Source organism: Fimbriimonadaceae bacterium (assembly GCA_019454125.1).
Taxonomy (GTDB): Bacteria; Armatimonadota; Fimbriimonadia; order Fimbriimonadales; family Fimbriimonadaceae; genus JALHNM01.
The window spans coordinates 1,446,966-1,465,671 of the sequence record CP075365.1 but is presented as its reverse complement, the minus strand read 5'-3'; the positions used below and the strand labels follow the sequence as shown (position 1 = coordinate 1,465,671).

Annotated in this window: 16 protein-coding genes; 9 read left to right on the top strand and 7 right to left on the bottom strand. The window is 66.7% G+C overall.

Annotation, left to right across the window (positions count from 1 at the left end):
- Positions 1 to 94: 94 nt before the first annotated feature.
- The 3 genes from KF733_07240 to KF733_07230 are packed head-to-tail and all read right to left on the bottom strand — an operon-like array spanning position 95 to position 2,897.
- Positions 95 to 724, bottom strand: coding sequence for a hypothetical protein (locus KF733_07240; GenBank protein ID QYK54801.1), 630 nt, complete (start codon positions 722 to 724; stop codon positions 95 to 97).
- A gap of 43 nt (positions 725 to 767) precedes the next feature.
- The gene (locus tag KF733_07235) at positions 768 to 2,225 is read right to left on the bottom strand and encodes a HAMP domain-containing histidine kinase (protein ID QYK54800.1); all 1,458 of its coding nucleotides are present in this window, start codon (positions 2,223 to 2,225) and stop codon (positions 768 to 770) included.
- A gap of 3 nt (positions 2,226 to 2,228) precedes the next feature.
- Positions 2,229 to 2,897 carry a response regulator transcription factor gene (locus tag KF733_07230; protein QYK54799.1) on the bottom strand — a complete coding sequence of 223 codons (669 nt, stop codon included), beginning with the start codon at positions 2,895 to 2,897 and terminating at the stop codon, positions 2,229 to 2,231.
- Positions 2,898 to 2,996: 99 nt separating this feature from the next.
- On the opposite strand from KF733_07230, the gene KF733_07225 reads away from it, so the two are divergent.
- Positions 2,997 to 3,872: a hypothetical protein gene (locus KF733_07225; protein ID QYK54798.1), complete on the top strand. Its 876-nt coding sequence runs from the start codon at positions 2,997 to 2,999 to the stop codon at positions 3,870 to 3,872.
- Here the strand turns inward: KF733_07225 and KF733_07220 are convergent.
- Positions 3,767 to 4,216 (bottom strand): hypothetical protein, encoded by a 450-nt coding sequence (locus tag KF733_07220; protein QYK54797.1) that lies wholly within the window; start codon positions 4,214 to 4,216, stop codon positions 3,767 to 3,769. The genes KF733_07225 and KF733_07220 overlap by 106 nt on opposite strands.
- Before the next feature lie 80 nt (positions 4,217 to 4,296).
- On the opposite strand from KF733_07220, the gene KF733_07215 reads away from it, so the two are divergent.
- On the top strand, positions 4,297 to 4,989 hold the full coding sequence (locus tag KF733_07215) for a hypothetical protein (GenBank protein ID QYK54796.1): 693 nt from the start codon (positions 4,297 to 4,299) through the stop codon (positions 4,987 to 4,989).
- On the opposite strand, the gene surE is transcribed toward KF733_07215, so the two are convergent.
- Entirely contained in the window at positions 4,986 to 5,768 is a 783-nt protein-coding gene (gene surE, locus KF733_07210) for a 5'/3'-nucleotidase SurE (protein QYK54795.1), read from the bottom strand. The genes KF733_07215 and surE overlap by 4 nt on opposite strands.
- A gap of 158 nt (positions 5,769 to 5,926) precedes the next feature.
- Between surE and KF733_07205 the strand changes: the two genes are divergently transcribed.
- The 7 genes from KF733_07205 to KF733_07175 all read left to right on the top strand — a co-directional run bounded on the left by KF733_07205 (position 5,927) and on the right by KF733_07175 (position 16,778).
- On the top strand, positions 5,927 to 6,607 hold the full coding sequence (locus KF733_07205; protein QYK54794.1) for a VanZ family protein: 681 nt from the start codon (positions 5,927 to 5,929) through the stop codon (positions 6,605 to 6,607).
- Positions 6,589 to 7,701 (top strand): hypothetical protein, encoded by a 1,113-nt coding sequence (locus tag KF733_07200; protein ID QYK54793.1) that lies wholly within the window; start codon positions 6,589 to 6,591, stop codon positions 7,699 to 7,701. The genes KF733_07205 and KF733_07200 overlap by 19 nt, the downstream gene beginning before the upstream one ends.
- 43 nt (positions 7,702 to 7,744) lie before the next feature.
- The gene (locus KF733_07195; protein QYK54792.1) at positions 7,745 to 10,438 is read left to right on the top strand and encodes a HEAT repeat domain-containing protein; all 2,694 of its coding nucleotides are present in this window, start codon (positions 7,745 to 7,747) and stop codon (positions 10,436 to 10,438) included.
- 260 nt (positions 10,439 to 10,698) lie between these two features.
- Positions 10,699 to 11,583 carry a hypothetical protein gene (locus tag KF733_07190; GenBank protein QYK54791.1) on the top strand — a complete coding sequence of 295 codons (885 nt, stop codon included), beginning with the start codon at positions 10,699 to 10,701 and terminating at the stop codon, positions 11,581 to 11,583.
- Positions 11,584 to 11,613: 30 nt separating this feature from the next.
- Positions 11,614 to 12,741: a glutamine-hydrolyzing carbamoyl-phosphate synthase small subunit gene (gene carA / locus KF733_07185; protein QYK54790.1), complete on the top strand. Its 1,128-nt coding sequence runs from the start codon at positions 11,614 to 11,616 to the stop codon at positions 12,739 to 12,741.
- 1 nt (position 12,742) lies between these two features.
- Positions 12,743 to 14,254 carry a carbamoyl-phosphate synthase large subunit gene (gene carB / locus KF733_07180; protein ID QYK54789.1) on the top strand — a complete coding sequence of 504 codons (1,512 nt, stop codon included), beginning with the start codon at positions 12,743 to 12,745 and terminating at the stop codon, positions 14,252 to 14,254.
- A 4-nt stretch (positions 14,255 to 14,258) separates the two neighbouring features.
- A complete protein-coding gene (locus tag KF733_07175; protein QYK54788.1) occupies positions 14,259 to 16,778 on the top strand; it encodes a hypothetical protein in 2,520 nt (839 codons plus the stop codon).
- Position 16,779: 1 nt separating this feature from the next.
- Here the strand turns inward: KF733_07175 and KF733_07170 are convergent, their stop codons facing one another.
- Both KF733_07170 and KF733_07165 read right to left on the bottom strand, forming a co-directional pair.
- Positions 16,780 to 17,664: an FAD-binding protein gene (locus tag KF733_07170; GenBank protein ID QYK54787.1), complete on the bottom strand. Its 885-nt coding sequence runs from the start codon at positions 17,662 to 17,664 to the stop codon at positions 16,780 to 16,782.
- On the bottom strand, positions 17,661 to 18,398 hold the full coding sequence (locus KF733_07165) for an electron transfer flavoprotein subunit beta/FixA family protein (GenBank protein ID QYK54786.1): 738 nt from the start codon (positions 18,396 to 18,398) through the stop codon (positions 17,661 to 17,663). Before KF733_07165 ends, KF733_07170 begins: the two co-directional genes overlap by 4 nt.
- Positions 18,399 to 18,706 lie beyond the last annotated feature (308 nt).

Sequence of the window (18,706 nt, the reverse complement as noted above, 5' to 3'; positions counted from 1 at the left end):
TCATCTGCATGGCCAGGTACGCGCGAGACGGCGAAAGCGGTTCCGACCGCGCACAAAAAAAGCCCCCGGGCCGAAGTCCGGGGGCTGATGTTTGTCAGTCGCGGTTGGGCCGCTGCGGCTCCACCCACTGGGTGAAGGGATCGCCCGTCAGCTTCGCCCAGACCTGCTTCTGGTTGGCGCTGAGCAGGGCCAGGGCTTGCTTGTAGGCACCCGCCTTGGCGGCCTGCATCTTGTTCCAATCCAGGCGCTGACCTTGGTCGCGGCGCTCACCTTGCTCGGGGCGCGGCATCGCCTTCTCAATGATCTGGCGGATGGCGTCGCGCTGCTGCTCGGTGAGCTTTAAGCCTTCCGCTTCTGGCCCCATCAATGACATGGGAGCGTCAAACTGGAGGGCGAGCTGCTTGGCTCGGGCCGCCTGGTTCGCGTTCAGGACCTTCTCGATCGGGTTGTCGACCTTTCCAGGTTCGCCACCGCCCTCGCCGCGTCGCGGCGGGCGCATGAGCTGAAGTTGCTGGATCTGCTGCGCGGTGAGCCCAAGGTGCTTCTGCACGGTGGACATCTGGAGGACGGCCACGAGTCCGCCGCCACGGCCTCCGCGGCCGCCCGGGCCGCCCGGTCCCATCCCTTGGGGCGGCGGCCCGCCCTGCTGGGCGAGAGCCGAACCGGCAAGGGCAAGGGCCGCACCGAGGGCCAAAATGCTCGAAAGACCTTTTCGCTGTTTCATCGCTTTTCTCTTTTGGTTCCGGCTTGTGCCGGCTTCCTCCCATTCATACAATTTCGCTGTTTGAATCTTGTGAGGAAGGGTCAGAAGGCGAAAAATCGATGCAAAAAGTAGCACCGGGCCCCGTTCCCGGCATCAAATAGAGCTTGGCAGCCATGGCTTGGGCAAGCTCGCGGGCGATGGCGAGGCCCAGTCCGTTCCCGCCCGATGCACGGGACCGCGACTCGTCCGCCCGGAAGAAGCGGTCAAAGATGCGCTCCCTGTGCTCAGGGGCGACGCCCGGCCCCGTGTCCGTGACGGTCAGCCTGGGGCCGACCGCCTCCACCGCGATCGTCACGCTGCCCTCCGGTGGCGTCACCCGGGTCGCGTTCTCCAAGAGGTTCACGAGGATCCGCCTCAGCGCGTCGGAATCGGCGCCGACGGTCACCTCCGCCCCCTCGACGCTGACCCGGGGGTCTGCCGCCAAACCCGCTTCCGCGACCGCTTCGACAGCTGCCTGTTTCAATTTGACCGGTCCAAGTTCAAGCTCAAGCCGGCCTGTGTCGCTGCGCGAAAGGGCGAGGAGGCCTTCGATCAGCCGTCGCATGGATGCGGCCGAGCGCTTGACCGTTTCAAGTGCCGTCTTCCGCCCTTCCGGGTCGACGTTCTCGCCAGCGCCGTTCTCCGCGGCGAGGGTGATGCGCGTGAGCGGCGTCCGCAGTTCGTGCGAGGCGTCCGCTGTGAAGCGGCGCTGTGCCTCCAGCGCCTCCGCCAAGCGGCGGTTGCTAGCCTGCAGTCCGTCCGTCATCTTGTTGAACGCCCCTGCCATCTGCGCCATCTCGTCGTCGCCCTCGACGGGAAGGCGCACCCCCGCGCCAGGGTCTGCGGCGATGGCCCGGGCCAACTCCGTCGCACGGCCCACCGGGCGGAGGACCTGGTCCGAAAGCGCCTTCGCCAAGAGCGCGACCAGGACTAGGCAGACCGGCGCCGCAAGCAGCAAAGTGTTTTGCTGGGCTTGGCGGCCGAGGGCGAGGCTCGCCGGGTCATCGGCGGTTTGGACGACGCCCAAGACCCGCCCTTGGCGACCCCGGACCGGGACGGAGGCGACGCGGAGCACCTTCCCCTCGCCTTGCGAGTCTCCGACAAAGGCTCCTTTCTTAAGGGCGGCCCGAGCGAGGGCGTCGTCCCAGCCCTCCCCGACCAAGGCACCGTCAGGGGCCACGCCGACGAAGCGGGGCGACTTCAGAGGAAGCCCGTCCTGTGTGCGGTCCTGATCTGGACCGCGGCGCCCCAAGGGTGGTTCCCCAAGGCCAAAAGGTTCGCCACGGCGTGGCTCCTCACGGTGCCGTAAGGGGTTGGGCCCCTCCGCGGCCACCCGCGCCATCTCCATCAGCGCCTCGTCGAAGAGCTTCTCAGTCGCGCGACCGCTCACCCAGACTAGCGCGGCGCCGACCCCGTAAACCGCGAGAAAGAACGAAAGCCCGGTCCAGAGCAGCAGCTTGAACCGGAAGGACCGCGCCGCCATGGCTCAGCCCTCTCCCCGGCGCAGAACGTAGCCGAAGCCGTGGACGGTGTGGATCAGCTTCGCTTCCGGATCCACCTTCTTTCGGAGCGAGGACATATGGAAGCTGACCGTGTTGGGCAGGGCCTCGTCGTTGTTCCACACCCGCTCAAGGATCGCCTCGCGGGTCAGGGTGCGGCCCTCGTTGCGGACCAAGGCCTCCAAGAGGCTGAACTCCCTGGGAGTGAGCCTTAACGGCTCGCCAGCCTTCGTCGCCGTTTGGGTTCGGGAATCCACCACCAGGTCGTTGATCGTGACGACGCCGGTGCGGGTCTGTGAGTCCCGGCGGGCGAGGGACCGGATCCGGGCAAGAAGCTCGGCGATTTCGAACGGCTTCACGAGGTAGTCGTCCGCCCCCGTGTCCAGACCGGTCACCCGGTCCTCCACCGCATCTTTGGCGGTGAGCATCAGAATGGGGGTCTCGACCCCGGATTGGCGAAGCCGTCGGCACACTTCGAACCCGTTGCGGCCAGGCATCATGACGTCCAGGAGGATCACCCCGTATGGGTTCAGCAGGGCCTCGCGCTCGCCCTCCACCCCGTCTTTCGCCACGGTGGGCTTGTGCCCCGAGTTCCGGAGGGCGATCGCTAGCTGCTCCGCGATCTCCTCGTCGTCCTCGACGACCAACACCCTCATAGAGCGGACTTTATCCGGTCCTTGTGAGGGATTGATGAGGGACGGCAGTCCCTGGCGTCACGTATCGGCTCCTGCGGCGTCTGATACCCTTGAACCCTTATGACGGTCCTTATCGCGCTTGCTGCGGCCGCGCTTTCCGGCCCCACTTGGCGGCTCGTCCCCAATCAGAAGGCCTGCCTTGTCATCTCCCCCGACGGCGGCTCCAAGGTCATCCCTGTCGAAAAGCTCACGCTCGGAGACCACAAGATCCAGACCGACCCTGAAAAGGGCCAGCTCGGCCCGGTCGTCATCCAGGGGACGATGATGTTCGCCACGTTCTGCAAGCGCGAGGAAGAGACGAAGTTCTGCTACGTGCGCGAAGACGGCGAACTGGCGGAAGCGCTCGACCCGCCGTCCGAATTCCGCCCGGAGGGCCTGGTCTCGTCCCAAGACGGTTGGGTGTTCGCCTGGGGCGAACAAGCTGGAAAGCGCACGCTCTACCGGTATGAAAACGTGAAGTGGACGCAGGTGGGCGAGATGAAGGAGGACGTCGTTCAGGTCGCCAAACGGCTGGTGACGCGACCGCAGCCCCTCACTGGCTGGCAGCGCGAGAGCGGCGCCACCTTGATCTTCCGGGACATTGACAAGGCCGACACGCTCTTTGACCCAAAGTCTCCGCTAGAGGCCGTCTTCTTCGGCCCGGAAGACATTCCCGCCGGTGCGGACGGCCGCATGGCAGTCGTGAACGTCGCCCCGTACAACAAGTTTGCCGTCGTCCACTTCCGGGGCGAGGGCAAGGAGCCGATCCTGGCCGTTTACAACATCCGCGGTTCGCTAGCGGGTTGGGCCGAATTGCCGGACATCGGCAACGACGCGGGATGGGAAGAGGTTTACGGCCGGGTCGCGCTCGTGACGGTAGACCGCTGGGCCACGATCTTGCCGGACGGCACGCTCAGGGTCCGTACCCTGAAGCCGGTGGAGAGCTTCCCCAGATAGAGCCGTCCCTGGCGGAGCCAGTGCTCCTCCAGCGCCTCTGCGACGAAGACCAAGGAGAGGTACCCGACGGCGTGCGCCATCAGGGTGGCCGTGGCGAGCAAGGGGTGTTCCGCAAGGAGGGCGGCCGGCACGGTCGCCACGATCGGGGTCGCCCAGAACGCGGCCGCCTTGCCGCCCAGCCTCCAGGCGAGCAGCATCGCGACCACCAGGACTAGCCCAAGCCCGGACGTGTCGTCCGCGGTGGCGAACGGAGCGGCCAGCCCGCAGGCGACGAGGCCAGAGACGAAGCACGCCGCAAAAACCCGGTCCGCCTCGTAAACTCCGCTCCGTATGCTGTTCTTCACCGCTGAGCCAATCCCCAGCACAATTGTCGGTCGTTTTCGCCCGCCTCACCAGGCAACGGCTATCCGACTAAACTAAGGCTATGCGCGTCGTCTGCCTCTATGGCGCGGGGAACGTGGCCAGTTCGCCGGCGGTCGTCGCGACCGTCTGCAACTGGCAACCGGAATCGGACGTCGAGTTCCGCCTGTTCGATGCGAACGAGGAGCGGCTCGACCTGCTCGACCGTTTCGCCCGGACGTGCCTGGACCGCACAAGCCTTGGGCATATGGTGAAGGCGACCTCGGACCTGGCAGAGGCCAGCGCAGAGGTGACTGACGCGATCCTCGCCCTGCACGACGACTGCGCCCGCCGCATGGTCGGCGTGCCGATCGAGCCCCAGGCGGTCGAAGAGGAACCGCTCGGGTTCTCGTACCTTGACCTGGTCCGCGGCGACCCGAACAAGCCGACCCCGCCCCACAAGCTCAGCCTGGCCGCGCGGACGCTCATCTCCCAGCCCAGCGTCGAGACCGGCACGGAGAGCCAAGTGGTCCAGGAAGCCGCCGGCTTGATCCTGGAAAGCCTTCCGCCCAAAGCCCGCCTGCTCACCGTGGCCCAACAGCGGGTCGTGCCGAACCGGGAGCACACGTTCTTGAACTGGCCGCGACCGATAGACGCCGACCAACTGGGGCGGGTGCCGCACCAGATCCACCGCTGGATCTTGGGCGAGCCGAGCCTTGGCGACCTTCTTCTCGAAGCCTCGGACTCCCCCCTGCGGGAGTGGCTGGACCTGGATTAGCGGCTTGCCGCCGGTTCCGCGCTGGGATCGCTTTGCCGAAGTTTCCGCAGCGTGGCGTATTCGGTCCAGTCGAGCGTGATGGGGGTTACCGCGACGTAGCCGTTCGTCACCGCCCAGACGTCGTTCTCGTCTTCCTCGGCGCGCATGACGACGATGCCGCCCTGCCAATAGTAGGGCCGGCCCCAAGGGTCTTCCCTTCGCTCGACCCGGTCCTCATAGACCCGCTTCCCCATGGAGACGAAGCGGTGGCCGTTCAATTCAGGCTCGGCGATCGCAGGGACGTTCACATTCAGCAGACAGAGCGGGGGCAACTCCAAGGCCGTGAGCCACGCCCAGTTCTCGCGCAGCCAGGTGGCCCCTGTCTCGTAGTGGAACGGCGCGCCATCTGCGAAGACGCTCATGGAGAAGGCGATCGAGCGGATGCCGTTGATGACGCCCTCCATCGCCCCCGCGACGGTGCCGCTGTACGTGGCGTCAAACCCCAGGTTCGGGCCGTTGTTGAACCCGCTGAGCACGAGGTCGCACCCATCCGGCCAACCCACGGTCAGGCCCACGTTGACGCAGTCCACGGGGACGCCGCTCACCATATATCCTTCCAGCCCGTCGACGTCGAACTCGGTCACGCGGAGCGGCTCTCGCATGGTCATCGAGTGGCCGCAGGCGCTCCGCTCCCGGTCTGGGGCGACGACCTTCACCTCGCCAAACTCTCGGGCGACGTTCGCGAGGGCGAGGAGGCCGGGCGCACGGATCCCGTCGTCGTTCGTCACCAGGATTCGCATGGGGCTTCAGGGTACCGCCTGGCCAGGCTTCCCTTCCCGCGTCGCGGTGGGTCTTGAAACTCGTTCGGGCAGCCGATTGTTCTGCACCTCGTGACCGAAGCGGAAGCCGCCCAAACGCCCCGGGCCGCCAGGGGGCCTTCGTCTTTAATCTCGTGACCGTGGCCACACTCGCCGTTCCCGTGGCACCGTTCGCTCTGCCGCTGGCGCTCGGGCTGGCCGTCACGGCCTACTGGCGCCGCGTCACCAAGCCCTGGCCATGGGCCGCGCTGTTCTATGCAGGGGCACTGTTCGGCGGGTGGGCGTTCGGCTCGCGCGAGAACCTGCAGGTGCCGATGCCCCTTGCGTTCTTGATCGCGGGGACGTTGTGTTGCCTGACCCTTTTGTGGCTGGTGTTTCGGTCCGGCCCCCGCTCTGGCTGGCTCCTCCTGGCGGTCTTGGTCGGCCTCTCGCTCGCCGTGATTAGCGGTCCGGAGGGCGGCCCGGGGCGCTTCATGTATTTCCTTACCCAGATCCTGCATCTCTCCGAACCGGTGGCGGGCACGATCAACCTCGTCGTGCGGAAGGCGTTGCACTTCACCGCGTACGGCATCTTCGCGTACAGCGCCGCGCGCGGGGCGGCCGGCGCTGGCACGTCCGTCGCGAAGTCCGTGCCGCTGGGCCTTGCCTGGGCGCTTTCCCACGCCGTCTTCGACGAGATGAACCAGGGCTTCGCCCCGAACCGCTCGGGCTCACCCTACGACGTGCTGCTCGATACGGCCGGGATGGCGACCCTGCTCACGGTCTACCTTCGCGCAAACGGGCTATCCTGGCGGGACGTGGCATGGCCTTGGAAGCGCTAGTCGTCATCCCCGGAGTCATCGCCCGGCAGGGCCAGGCTTCTCTCCTCGCCGACCTCCGTGGTGGCTGGAAGTCCCTGCCCGAGCAGGGCCGCGTCGTCCGCTTGCCGCCCGCGGACGGGTTCGACGAACGCACGTGGCTCGGAATCGCCCCGGAAGGCGCCCCACCGGCCCAGGGCCCCCTCACCGTCGCCGCACTGGGTTTCGAACCCCCGGAGCGCAGCGTGCACATCCACCTTTCCCTCGCTTCCCTGGACGAAGCGGGCCGCATCCACACCTTGCCGCCCCGCGGCCTACTGGTCGGGCGGGAAGCGGTCGAGGCTGCGAAAATCCTGGACACGGATCGGCTGACGCTCCTCGCTGCCGACGGGGTCGACCACGGTCTGGTCTGGGAATCGGGCTCGATCGAGCTTGGGCTCACGCCGCTCGCCGAGGCGGCGGGCGAGGACTACCGCGCGCGGCTCCCGGACGGGGACGGCGAGGCGCTGTTACGCCGCCTGATCGACGACAGCGTCAACTTCCTCTCCAACCTCGAGTTCAACCTGCGACGTGCGGACGAGGGGCTCCCCATGGCGAACTTGCTTTGGCCTTGGGGGGCCGGGTTTCGCCCCCAACTGCCGAACCTGGCCCTCCGCCGGGGGCAGCGGGCCCGGGTCTTCTCGAGAGAACTGCGCGTGCTCGGCCTCGCGCGCCTTGCCGGCTATCAGGCCGAACCGCCCGGCTCCCTGGGCCAGGCCGTCTTCCCGCGGCTCGATGCCCTGGCGACGGCGCTCGCCGAAGAGCGGCCGACCGTGACCGCCCTGGACGGTGTCGCCGAAGCCCGTGAGTTTGGACGTGAAGAGGAGGCGGAGCGCTACTTGAGCCTGGTCGGCGAGCGGCTTCTGGAGCCGATCCTCCGCGACCCCGAAGGGCGGCTCACCTTGATCCTCCCGCACGAGGACGGCGAGGGCCTGGCCCTGGAGTTCGACGGCGCCTTGCCTCGAGACTCGGCGGTGCCGCTGGACGAGCGCGTGATCGGCGACCGGTCCGTCCCGATGGGTCGCGCGCACGAACTCGTCGAGCGCCTCTTGCGGCCGCGCGTGCTCCGTGCCGACTGACCGGCTCAACGGCCCCTCCAAAGATCACGGGCATAATCGGGACATGAGCCTGCGCGTCGCGGTCTTAGTCGCCGCCGCCACCCTCGCCCTTGCCGCCCACGGCCAGCTGAGTGCCGCTGAGAAGCAAGGGCTCGCGGACGCGATGCTCGTGGGCAATTTACGCCCGGTCGACCTGAAGTATTCGCGACAACCCTTTCAGGACAAGCACCGGATGCCGCTCGTCGCCCAAGCTCTGGGAGATCCCCTGGCGACGGCCGACACGCTCCTGGCCGTGCCCGGCGAATTGGAGAAACAGGGGCTAGACCAGATCGTGCGGCAGGCGCTCGCGATGGCCGGGAAGCCGGTGGGCCCGACGCGGCCCGCACCCGAGCCCGCCGCCGTCAATTCCCTCCCCGTCGGCTTGCGCGAGCCAGTCGGGCAGCTTGTCGCCGCGACCCAGCGCTCGGACGTCGAAGTCCGCGCCGCGCTCGCGAAGCTCACTCCGTCCGAGCTCCGCGAACTCATTGAAGGCCTACCGACGCTAGCCGTCGAAGAGCCGAAGGTCAAGTTTGAGTTCGTCAAGTCCACTCCGCCCGGGCGAGACCGGCTCCTGCAACTCATGGACAGAGTCGACCTCGCCAAGATCCAGGCGGCGGGGGCCGAGCTGTCCGAAGTCGTCGTCCAAGTCGCCCGGAATCTGCGCGAGGCCAAGGAGGATATCTCCGGGCCGAAGCTGCGCCTTGTGGTAAACGGGCTCGTCGTGGTGATCGGCGGACGCGGCCCGACGGTCCACGACGACAACGACGCGCGCATCACCATAGACCTCGGCGGAGACGACCTCTACACCGGGCGGTGCGGGGCGGGGGTCGGCTATAGCTCTGTCCTCATCGACGTCGGCGGGGACGACCGCTATTTCGCGCCAGACCTCAGCGTCGGCGCGGGCGTCTGTGGCGTCGGCATCGCGTACGACATGGGCGGCCAGGACATTTTCCGGGGCCGCTCGCTCTGCTTCGGTGCAGGCGTTTGCGGCGTCGGCCTCCTGCGCAAGGACGGAGGCCATGACCGCTATGACGCCGTCTCGCTTTCCGAAGGGTTCGGCTTCTTCGGGGTCGGCGTCCTGCTGGATACGGCGGGCGACGATGATTACCGCTTGCGGCTCTTCGGCCAGGGGGCGGCGCGCACGCAGGGAGTGGGGTGGCTCGCCGACCTCCGTGGCGACGACTCATACCGAGCGGGCGGCCTCAGCATGAACGAACCGCTCTTCACGGGCGTTTCGTACTCCTTCGCCCAAGGGTTCGCATCGGGCTTCCGAGAGGACACGGGAGGCGTGAGCGGAGGCATCGGCCTCCTCACCGACTTTGCAGGCCAAGACGTTTACACCGCCGACACTTATGCCCAAGGAAGCTCCTACTGGTTCAGCCTTGGAGTGCTCTGGGACGGCGGCGGGCGGGATACGTACAGCGCCTACCACTACGCACAGGCCAGCGCGATGCACTGCACGGCTGCCTTCCTCTTTGACCTTGCCGGGGACGATTCCTATATCGCCCAGGTGGGCGCCTCACAGGCGATCGGCCACGATTACGGCGTCGCCATGTTGCTCGATCGCGCGGGCAACGACGTCTACAGCGCGCGGGACGGCCAGCCGGGCCTTGGCGTGGCGAACGGCCTCGGCATCTTCGTAGATTCCGCGGGACAAGACCGTTACGAGGGGCCGCCCGGTCAAGGCAACGCCTCCCGGGGGACGGGCTCGCTCGGCGTCTTTGTCGACCTCGCCGGCCCCGACAGTTACGGCAAGGGTTTGGAGGACTTTGCCGTGTTCGCGGGCTCGACCTATGGCGTTTCCATAGACCTCGGCCCGGCACCGACCCAAGCCCCTGACACCCGCCAGACATCGCCCCTTCCCGTGCCCGGCAGCAAGCCGAAGCCTTCGGATGCGGAGATGGAGAAGATCTACGCCAAGGCGACCCAGTGGGGTGTCGGCAGCGCCGAGAAGGAGGTCGCGGAGAACGTCCAATTGCTCCAAGAGATCGGCTTGCCCGCGTTCGAGTGGATGCTCGACCACCGCCTCGCCCAGGCCGACCGCCTGCAGATCCGCGCCTTCGTCGCCGTCGCCAAAGGCATCGGCATCGGGGCCGCGGCCCCGCTCGGGGCAAAGGCCCTCAAAGGCAGCAAGCCGGAGATCTTGAACGTGATCCGCATCGCGACCGACGCCGAGATCCGGGACATCGGCGCCCTCATCGGAAACTGGCTGGAAGACCCCGACCTGAAGAGGCAGGCGGCCACCGCGGCGGGGCCCCTGAAGGCGGCCGGCGCCGTCCCCGGGCTGATGAAGCTCTGCCTCGACCCCGACCCCTTGGTGGTCCGAGCGGCGATGGCCTCGCTCAACCAAATCGGGAGCGCTGACTCCGGTTCGACCGCCCAGGCGATGGTGTTCCACCAGGACTTCCTGACCCGGATGGCGGCGCTTGAACTCCTCTCCAAGTTCCCGGACCAGGCAAAGCCTTTCGCGACTTCCCTCCTGAACGACCCGGACGAATTCCGGGCACGGGTGGGGATCCAGCTTCTCGGGAAGCTGAACGACGGGATCTACGAGATGGGAGCCATGCTTCTCGACCCGCGGCCGGGGGTTCGCCTGGAAGCCTTGCGGCAGCTTGACGGAAGGTGCCCGGAAGAACTTCTCCCCAGCGTGGCGAAGCTCCGCCAAGACCCGATCCCGGTCGTGGCCGCCGCAGCCATGTCGTTCCAGCGCCGCAGGTGACGGCAAATCTCCCGTTTCGAAGGGACGTTCTGAGTTGGACGAAGGCCTTTGCAGAAGTTTTCTTGAAATTTCGGGAACGCCTGGCCGGCAGAGCTTGTTGCTATTGGCACGACTGGCGAGAGCAAGGTCTAAAAGCAGAACTGAGATCCTCCCCCGAGCCGGGGCCCGTGAAGCGAGCGCGGGCCCCGCTCACTTTTTTGCGTCCAACCCACCCGGGACTTTGAAGCCAGCCAAGCCGTCCATGCGTCGGAGTGATTAGGATGAAGTGGGTTCGGGCAATCCTGGGTCTGGGCGTGATCGGCGGTGTCGTCTACGGGGCTTACGCTTGGAAGGAGAACCGCCTCCCGGTCGAGCTACCGGCCATGCTCAAGCCCGCCCCTGTCGTGCACGCTGCCTTGGAAGAAGGGGCCGACGTGCCACTTCTGCTCCTCACCCCGCTCACCTCGGGCGGTAGCAAGGTGGGCGACGAAGTGAAGCTCGTCGTCCGCGACAATGTGAAGTCCAAGGACGGGCACACCGTCATTGCCCAAGGAACCCTCGTGGAAGGCAAGGTGGCGCGGTCCCGCGGGGGCACCGTCGCCTCGGCCCTGGGCAACCAGCCAGCCCGACTCGTGGTCGAACTCGGTTCGGTCCAGACTGTGGACGGCCAGAAACTGGCCCTGTCCTCCGGCCAAGGGGAGGGTCAAGCCGAGTACGAGTTCACCGCCTCCAACACGCGGCTCGACCAGGACACGGCCGACATCCAGGCCCTGGTGAACGACCCGGAAGCCCGCGACTACCTCCTCGCCCTCGTTAAAGGCGAGACGCCCCAGGGCAAGGAGCCCGACCAGAAGCTGAAGAAGATCGCTGAAAAACACGGGCTGGGCCGCACCGAGAAACTGATCCAGAAGCAAGGGCGGAACGAGGGGTCAGGGACGTGGGCAGACGCCATCAAGGGCCTGCAGAGCGGCAACGTCGGCAGCCTTGCGGGGGTCGACCTGGTGCTCGCCGCCCAAGCGGCGGGAGAAATCGGCGACCTCGTCGGCAGCGTCGACAAGACCCTGCGCGGCACTTTCAAAGGCTCGAACATCAAGGCAAGCGTAGGCACGACGGTCCATGCCAAGGTGGCCGACGACGCCACCGTAACCATCCGCGAGAAAAGTTGACGGCTCCGGCTGGTATGATTCGCCTCCGACTTGGACGCGTACCTCGCCCTCGGGGATGGGACCGTCGTCAAGGGACACCACTTGGGTGCGACCGGGACGGCTACCGGGGAATTGGTCTTCAACACCGGGATGACCGGCTACCAGGAGATTCTTAGCGACCCCAGCTACGCCGGCCAAATCGTCCTCTTCACCTATCCCCTCATCGGGAACTATGGGGTGAACAAAGACGACTTCGAGTCAGACCGAATCCAGCCCACGAGCATCGTCGTGCGCGAAGCCTGCGCACAACCCAGCAACTGGCGCTCGAGCCAGAACCTCGACGCCTTTCTGCACGATCGCAAGGTCGTCGCGATCCAAGGGGTCGACACACGCGCCCTGACAAAGCGTGTACGGGACGCCGGCGCGATGATGGCCGCCGTCAGCTCCGAGGGCGAGCACATCGCCCGGGCGGCGGTGGAGCGCGCCGTGGACTACGGCCAGCGCGACTTTGTGCAGGAAGTCACAACGCGCGAAATCTACGCCTGGGGCCCGAGCGGTCGCGAACCGATCGACCAACCCCTTGCCGACTTCAAGCTCAAGATGGTCGTGGTCGATTGCGGGCTTAAGTTCAACATCCTGCGCCGCTTCGCCGCCCTGGGCGTCCGCAGCATCGTCCTCCCCTCCACGACGAGCGCGGACGAGGTGATGGCGTGGAAGCCGGACGGCGTGCTCTTTTCACCCGGCCCGGGCGACCCGGCGCGGCTCGCCGAGGTGGTCGAGACCGCCCGCGACCTGCTCGGCCGCGTCCCCGTTTTCGGCATCTGCCTGGGCAACCAGGTCCTCTGCCAAGCCGTCGGAGGTCGCACGTACAAGCTGAAGTTCGGCCACCGCGGCGCGAACCATCCGGTGAAAGACTTGGAGGACGGCACCGTGACCATCACGAGCCAGAACCACGGCTATGCGGTCGACCCGGACTCGCTGGAGGGCACGGGCGCGCACGTGACCCAGGTCAACTTGAACGACGGCACGGTAGAGGGCGTGCGCATGCCGAAGAGCTACGCGAGCAGCATCCAGTACCACCCGGAGGCCGCACCCGGCCCGTGGGACTCGCGTAAATACTTCCGGGCGTTCGTCGAACAGATGGAGCGCGGCCCGGTCGTCGCGGGCGGGGGAATCTAGCATGAAAATCCTCGTGATCGGCAGTGGCCCGATCATCATCGGCCAGGCCGCCGAGTTCGACTACGCGGGCAGCCAAGCCTGCAAGAGCCTTCGGGAAGAGGGCCACGAGGTGGTCCTGATCAACAGCAACCCGGCGACGATCATGACCGACGAGGAGACGGCAGACCGCGTTTATATCGAGCCGCTCACGCCCGAGTTTTGCGAACGCGTGATCGCGCGGGAGAGGCCGGACGGCCTCCTCCCCACCCTCGGCGGCCAGACCGGTTTGAACCTTGCGAGCCAGCTCGCGGAGCGTGGCTGCCTGGAACGCTACGGCGTGCGATTGCTCGGCACCCAGCTCGACGCGATCAAGAAAGCGGAGGACAGGGAGTTGTTCCGCTCGCTCATGCGCGAGATCCGAGAGCCCGTGCCCGAAAGCTGGATCGTGGAGAGCGAGGACGACCTCCAAAAGCTCCTCGACATCGCGCCTTACCCTTGCATCATCCGCCCCGCCTATACGCTCGGCGGCACCGGGGGAGGCGTGGCCCGCAGCCGCGAAGAGCTCTGGGAAACGGGCCGCAAGGGCCTGAAACTCTCCATGCGCTCCCAGCTTATGGTCGAGCGCTCGCTCCTGGGCTGGAAGGAAGTGGAGTACGAGGTGATGCGCGACAGCCGCGGAAACTGCATCACGGTGTGCAACATGGAGAACCTAGACCCGATGGGCGTGCACACCGGCGACTCGATCGTCGTCGCGCCTTCCCAGACGCTCAGCGACATCGAGTACCACATGCTGCGGACGGCCTCGCTCAAGATCATCGAAGCGCTGAAGATCGAGGGCGGCTGCAACGTTCAGCTCGCCGTGAACCCGGAGTCGTTTGACTACTACGTGATCGAGGTCAACCCGCGGGTCTCGCGCTCCTCGGCGCTCGCCTCGAAGGCCACGGGCTACCCCATCGCAAGGGTCGCGGCGAAGATCGCGGTCGGCAAGACCCTCGACGAGATCGAGAACGCGGTGACGCGCTCGACCAAGGCGTGTTTCGAGCCGGCGCTGGACTACGTCGTGGTCAAGATCCCCCGCTGGCCCTTCGACAAGTTCCCGGGAGGCGACCGCCGCCTAAGCACCCAGATGAAGGCGACGGGCGAGGTGATGGCCATCGACCGCACCTTCGAGGACGCCCTGCGCAAGGCCGTCCGCGGACTAGAGGTCCGCAGCAAGACCCTTTTCGAAGGGCCGTTCACCGGGGTAGGCGACGAGGCGCTGGCGGAAGCCGTCTCCCAGCCGACCGACGAGCGCCTTTGGGCCCTTGCCGAAGCCCTGCGACGAGGGTGGACGGTCGAAGAGGTCAACCGGTTGAGCCGGGTCGACCCCTGGTTCCTGAACAAGATCAAGAAGTTGCTGGAAAACGGGGACGGGCCGGAGAAGACGGTGTACAAGATGGTCGACACCTGTGCCGGCGAGTTCGAATCTCGCACCCCCTATTACTACGCTGCCCAGGAATCCGAGGACGAGGCTCTGACCACTGCGATAGACTAGCCGGGTGACCCTGGCAACCCTCCTTCTGAGCGCCCCGTTGGCGGCCGTCCAGATCGACTATGCGGAGTTCGAGGGTCTGCAGGTGCGCGTCTCCGGAGTGCCCGTGGTGCGCGGGTCCAGCTTCCAATACTTCGAGGCCGGCTCTGGCAAGGGCCTCTACAACTCGCGCTGGCAGCCGAAAGAGGTGGCGCGGTTGCCCGACGCTTCGATCCGGGTCCGTTACCAAAGCAAGGACGGGCTCGCGCACGGCACCCTGACCTTCAAACCCGGATTCGACTTCCTGGAAGTCCGAAACGAGTTCAAATGGCGCGGCGAGGGGCGGGTGCGCGTCGAGAACACACCTGGTTTCCTGTGGGGCTCGGCGGTCGCGAGCGGCTCGATCCGGATCGGCGAGTTCACGGTCACGCCCCGGCCGGAACCCTACCGCGGGAGCGAAGAGGGGCGGATGCTCGGCCCGGCAAGCGAGCGCTTCGAGTTCGACTCTCCGCTGGCCAAGATCGGTTTGCACCTGCCCGGGACGCGCGCGCAGCTTGCTGACGGGCGCGGAATGGACGGTGGCTGGGCCAGCGGCGACAGCCTGTTCCGACTCACCCAGGCTCCCCTTGTCCTGAAACCGGGCGACGCGATCGAGTCGGTGGCCCGATGGTCTTTCGACGCCCGCCCGCTCCACGTGCCCAATGCGAACACGCTGCGGCCCGTTGCGAGCCCTCTTGCCACCGCGATCTCCGCGCCCACCGCCCCGTCCCCAGAGGTGCCGAAGCCGAAGGAGCGGCTCGATACAGGCGAATGGGTCGCCGTTCCTGCCGGCTTCGAGTTCATCGGAGCCTTGGGTGCGGACGATCCGATCGCAGAGAACCTGGCCCGCGACCTCGGCAGGCGATGGATGCTCCCGGCCGCATCGGGGACCGTCCGGATCGACACGGAGATCTTGCCGACCGGGCTCGGCCCGGATGGCTACGTGCTCACCGTTTCCGAAGGGCGGGTGCGACTCGTGGCCGAGGACAGGGCGGGCTTGCGGTTCGGACTCCAGAAGCTCGTCGACCTGGCCCAGCCTCGCCAGGGCGTCCTCGTGTGGCCCGCCACGAAGATCCGCGATTGGCCCTCCGTCGCCTGGCGCGGAGTCCACCTCTTCGCCGGGCCGCGCGCAGTCCAGTTTCAGCCCTCGCTCGTCGAGCGATTAGTCGGGCCCATGCGCTTCAACCACGTTGTCCTCCAGTGCGACCGGTCGGCCTGGCCCGGTGTCAAGGCGACCTCCGATTCCACTTCCCTCAAAGATTTGGCCACCCTTGCCGCGCTTTATCGCCACGAAGGTCTGGAGCCTGTGCCGCTCATTCAGAGCCTTGGCCATATGGGCTGGTTCTTCGCCGGTGGTGAGAACTTGGAGCTCGCGATGAGCCGGGACAACCCCTTCACGATCGACCCCCGAAAGGAACCGGCTCTGAACAAGATCCGCGAGATCTGGAAGGCATGTGTAGAAGTTTTTGCGCCAAAAACTATTCATTTCGGATTGGACGAGTTTGACCGCCGGGGAATGCCGGACGACCCGGCCCTCTCCTCGCGGCTCTGGCAGCGCCACGTTCCCTGGCTCGGTGCGCTCGCCCGCAGTTTCGGCGCAGAACCTATGTTCTGGGGCGACATGATGCTCGCCCCCAGTGAGGCTTCGGCCGGTGCCCACGCTTCCGACCGCGCCACTGCCGCAGAAAGACGGCGCACCCTGCCCGCGGGCTCCTGGGTCTGTGACTGGCACTACGAGGAAACAACCAATTTTCCTTCTCTGAAACTGTTTAAATCGGATGGACTAAAGCCCATCGCAGCGAGCTGGTGGAAGCCCGCGAACATCCGGGGTCACACTCTGGCGGCCGTCGCCTCGGGCTCGGGAACCCTTCAGACCACGTGGGCAGGCACGGTCACCGACGAGGGCGCGGTCTATCGAGAACCCAAGCAATTCGCCGCCTATGTTTTGGCTGGGGACTATGCCTGGAGCGGCCGTACCGACGCGCCGGACAAACTTCCCTACGACCCGATGGAGCGCCTCCGCTCCCTCCTCTTCGGGGCCCCCTCGCCGGTCGACGACCGTCCCGGCCAGGCGTGGTCGGTGGGCGGCTCGACCCGGCCCGCCAAGGTCGGCCCCACAACCTTTCTTCTGGGCACCCCTCTCGGCCTCTACACGCCTCTAACCGTTACCGGCCAAAGCGGCGCCTCGGAGATCGTCCTCAACCTTTCGGCGGACGCGAACGAGGTCGGTCTGGCGTTGGACTGCGTCGCCTGGATGGGACAGGGGGTGGCCGTCGCTGACCTAGCTCTCGAGGGTGAACGCGGGGCCACGCTCACGAAGACCCTCTATTACGGCGCCCACGTCCGCGCCCCGGAAGACGTGCGGCCCCTGGTTGCGGCAGATCGGTCCGCCGGGGCCTGCTCCATACGGCTCCCCTTGCCGAAAGGCTTCGGCAAGGTCACCCAGGTGCGGCTTACGGCTCGCGACCGCTTGGCCGGGGTCCGCATCCTGGGTGTCACGACGTGGTGACCTAGACTTTCGAGGTCAGTTCCGGCACCGCGTCGAAGAGGTCCGCGACGAGCCCAAAGTCGGCGACCTCGAAGATCGGCGCCTCGGAATCTTTGTTGATCGCCACGATCACCTTCGAGTCCTTGATGCCCGCCATGTGTTGGGTCGAACCGCTTATTCCCGCTGCTATGTATAAGTCTGGTGCGACAATCTTGCCTGTTTGACCCACTTGGAGTTCGTTCGCGGCGATGCCTGAGTCGACCGCGGCGCGTGTCGCGCCGACCGCTCCGCCGAGCTTGTCGGCAAGGCCGCCGATCACCCTCTCGAAGGTCTCCGCATCGCCCAGGGGGCGCCCTCCAGAGACCACGACTTTCGCTTGGGTGAGGTCTGGTCGCGACCCGCCGCGAACCGTCTTTGCCAGCCGTGTGACGGCGCTGGCACCGGCGATCTGAAAGGCCTCGACAGGCGACGCCCCGGCCGGTTCCACCTTGGCGAACGACGCGGCCCGGAACGTCACGACCACGGGCTCGGTGAGTGTCTCGACCGTCGCCATCACCGTCCCCGCCACGATCGGCCGGGCCCACAGGTTCGGCGCGGTGAAGCCGGTTGCGTCCGTGACCATGGCTGCATCGAGGAGCCCGGCCAAGCGGGCGAGCAAGTCCTTGGCTTGCATCGAGCTCGGGGCGGCGACGTGGGTGTACCCGGAGGTGGCTCCCTGCAAGGCTGCGGCAAGGGCGTCCGCCGGGGGCACGTCTTCCAGTCCCGCGTCCATCACTTTGCCCGCGCCCGCATCGGCCACGGCGACACCGGTGAGTTGCACGAGGTCGAACTCGCAGCCGAGGGCGGCCGCGAAGGCCTGGCACGCCCGGGCGTCGTTGGCATCGAAGGCGATCCCCAACAGCCTCACAGGACTCCCGCCTCCTTCAGGGCGGCGACAAGTTCGTCGACGGAGCCGACTCGGCGGCCGGCTGCCCGGGGCGGGGGTGAATCCATTCTGGTGACCCGGGTCTTCGGCGCCGCATCGGTGGATCGGGGCCGCTTCGTCAGGGGCTTGGACCGCGCCTTGATGATGCCTGGCAAGGCGATGTAGCGCGGTTCGTTCAGCCGGAGGTCGGCGGTCACCAGGCAAGGCATCGGTAATTCGAGAGTCTCTTCGCCGTGGTCTGTCTCGCGCGTGACCCGGAGCCTGCCCTCTGCCCGTTCGACCTTGCAGGCGAAGGTGGCCTGTGGCCAGCCGAGCCGTGCTGCTAGCATCTGCCCGGCCTGGTTGTTGTCGTCGTCGGTGGCCTGCTTCCCCATCAGGATCAGGTCTGGCTGGAGCTCGCGTGCCACGGTTTCGAGTTCCTTTGCCACGACGCCCGAATCCATGGGGTCGTCCGTCTCGACCAGGATGGCCTCGTCGGCGCCCATGGCCAAAGCCTTGCGCAGTTGCTCTTCCGCGTCGCTCGGGCCGATGCCGACCGCGGTCACGTGGACGCTGGCGTCGATTTCCTTCATCCGGACGGCCTCCTCCACCGCAATCTCGTCAAATGGGTTGACGTCGAATTTGACGCTGGCCACATCTAGGCCGCTGCCGTCCGCCAAGGGCCGCACCTTTGCGTAGGGGTCGACCACCCGTTTGACCGGAACCATGATCCTCACGGCTTGGGATCGTACCGGCGAGACGAGAAGTCGGCCTGGGAAGGCAGGATTTATGGCCGGTCACCCCCCAAAATGCGGCATAATGATGGTGGTGGGCAAGTTCCGCTCCCTCCGCGCCGCTTGGCTCATGGCGGGCAGCCTTTGGCTGTCGGCATGTTGCTGGGGCGCCTGTGCGATAGCATGCTCGGTGGGGCTCTGCGGCCCTGAGCAGCCGAACCAGGCACAAGGGTGCTGTTCTGCGTCCAACAAGGACGAGGGCGGATGCCCGGCGTGCACGGAACAGGCGAAACTCGTCGCCGCCAAGGGCC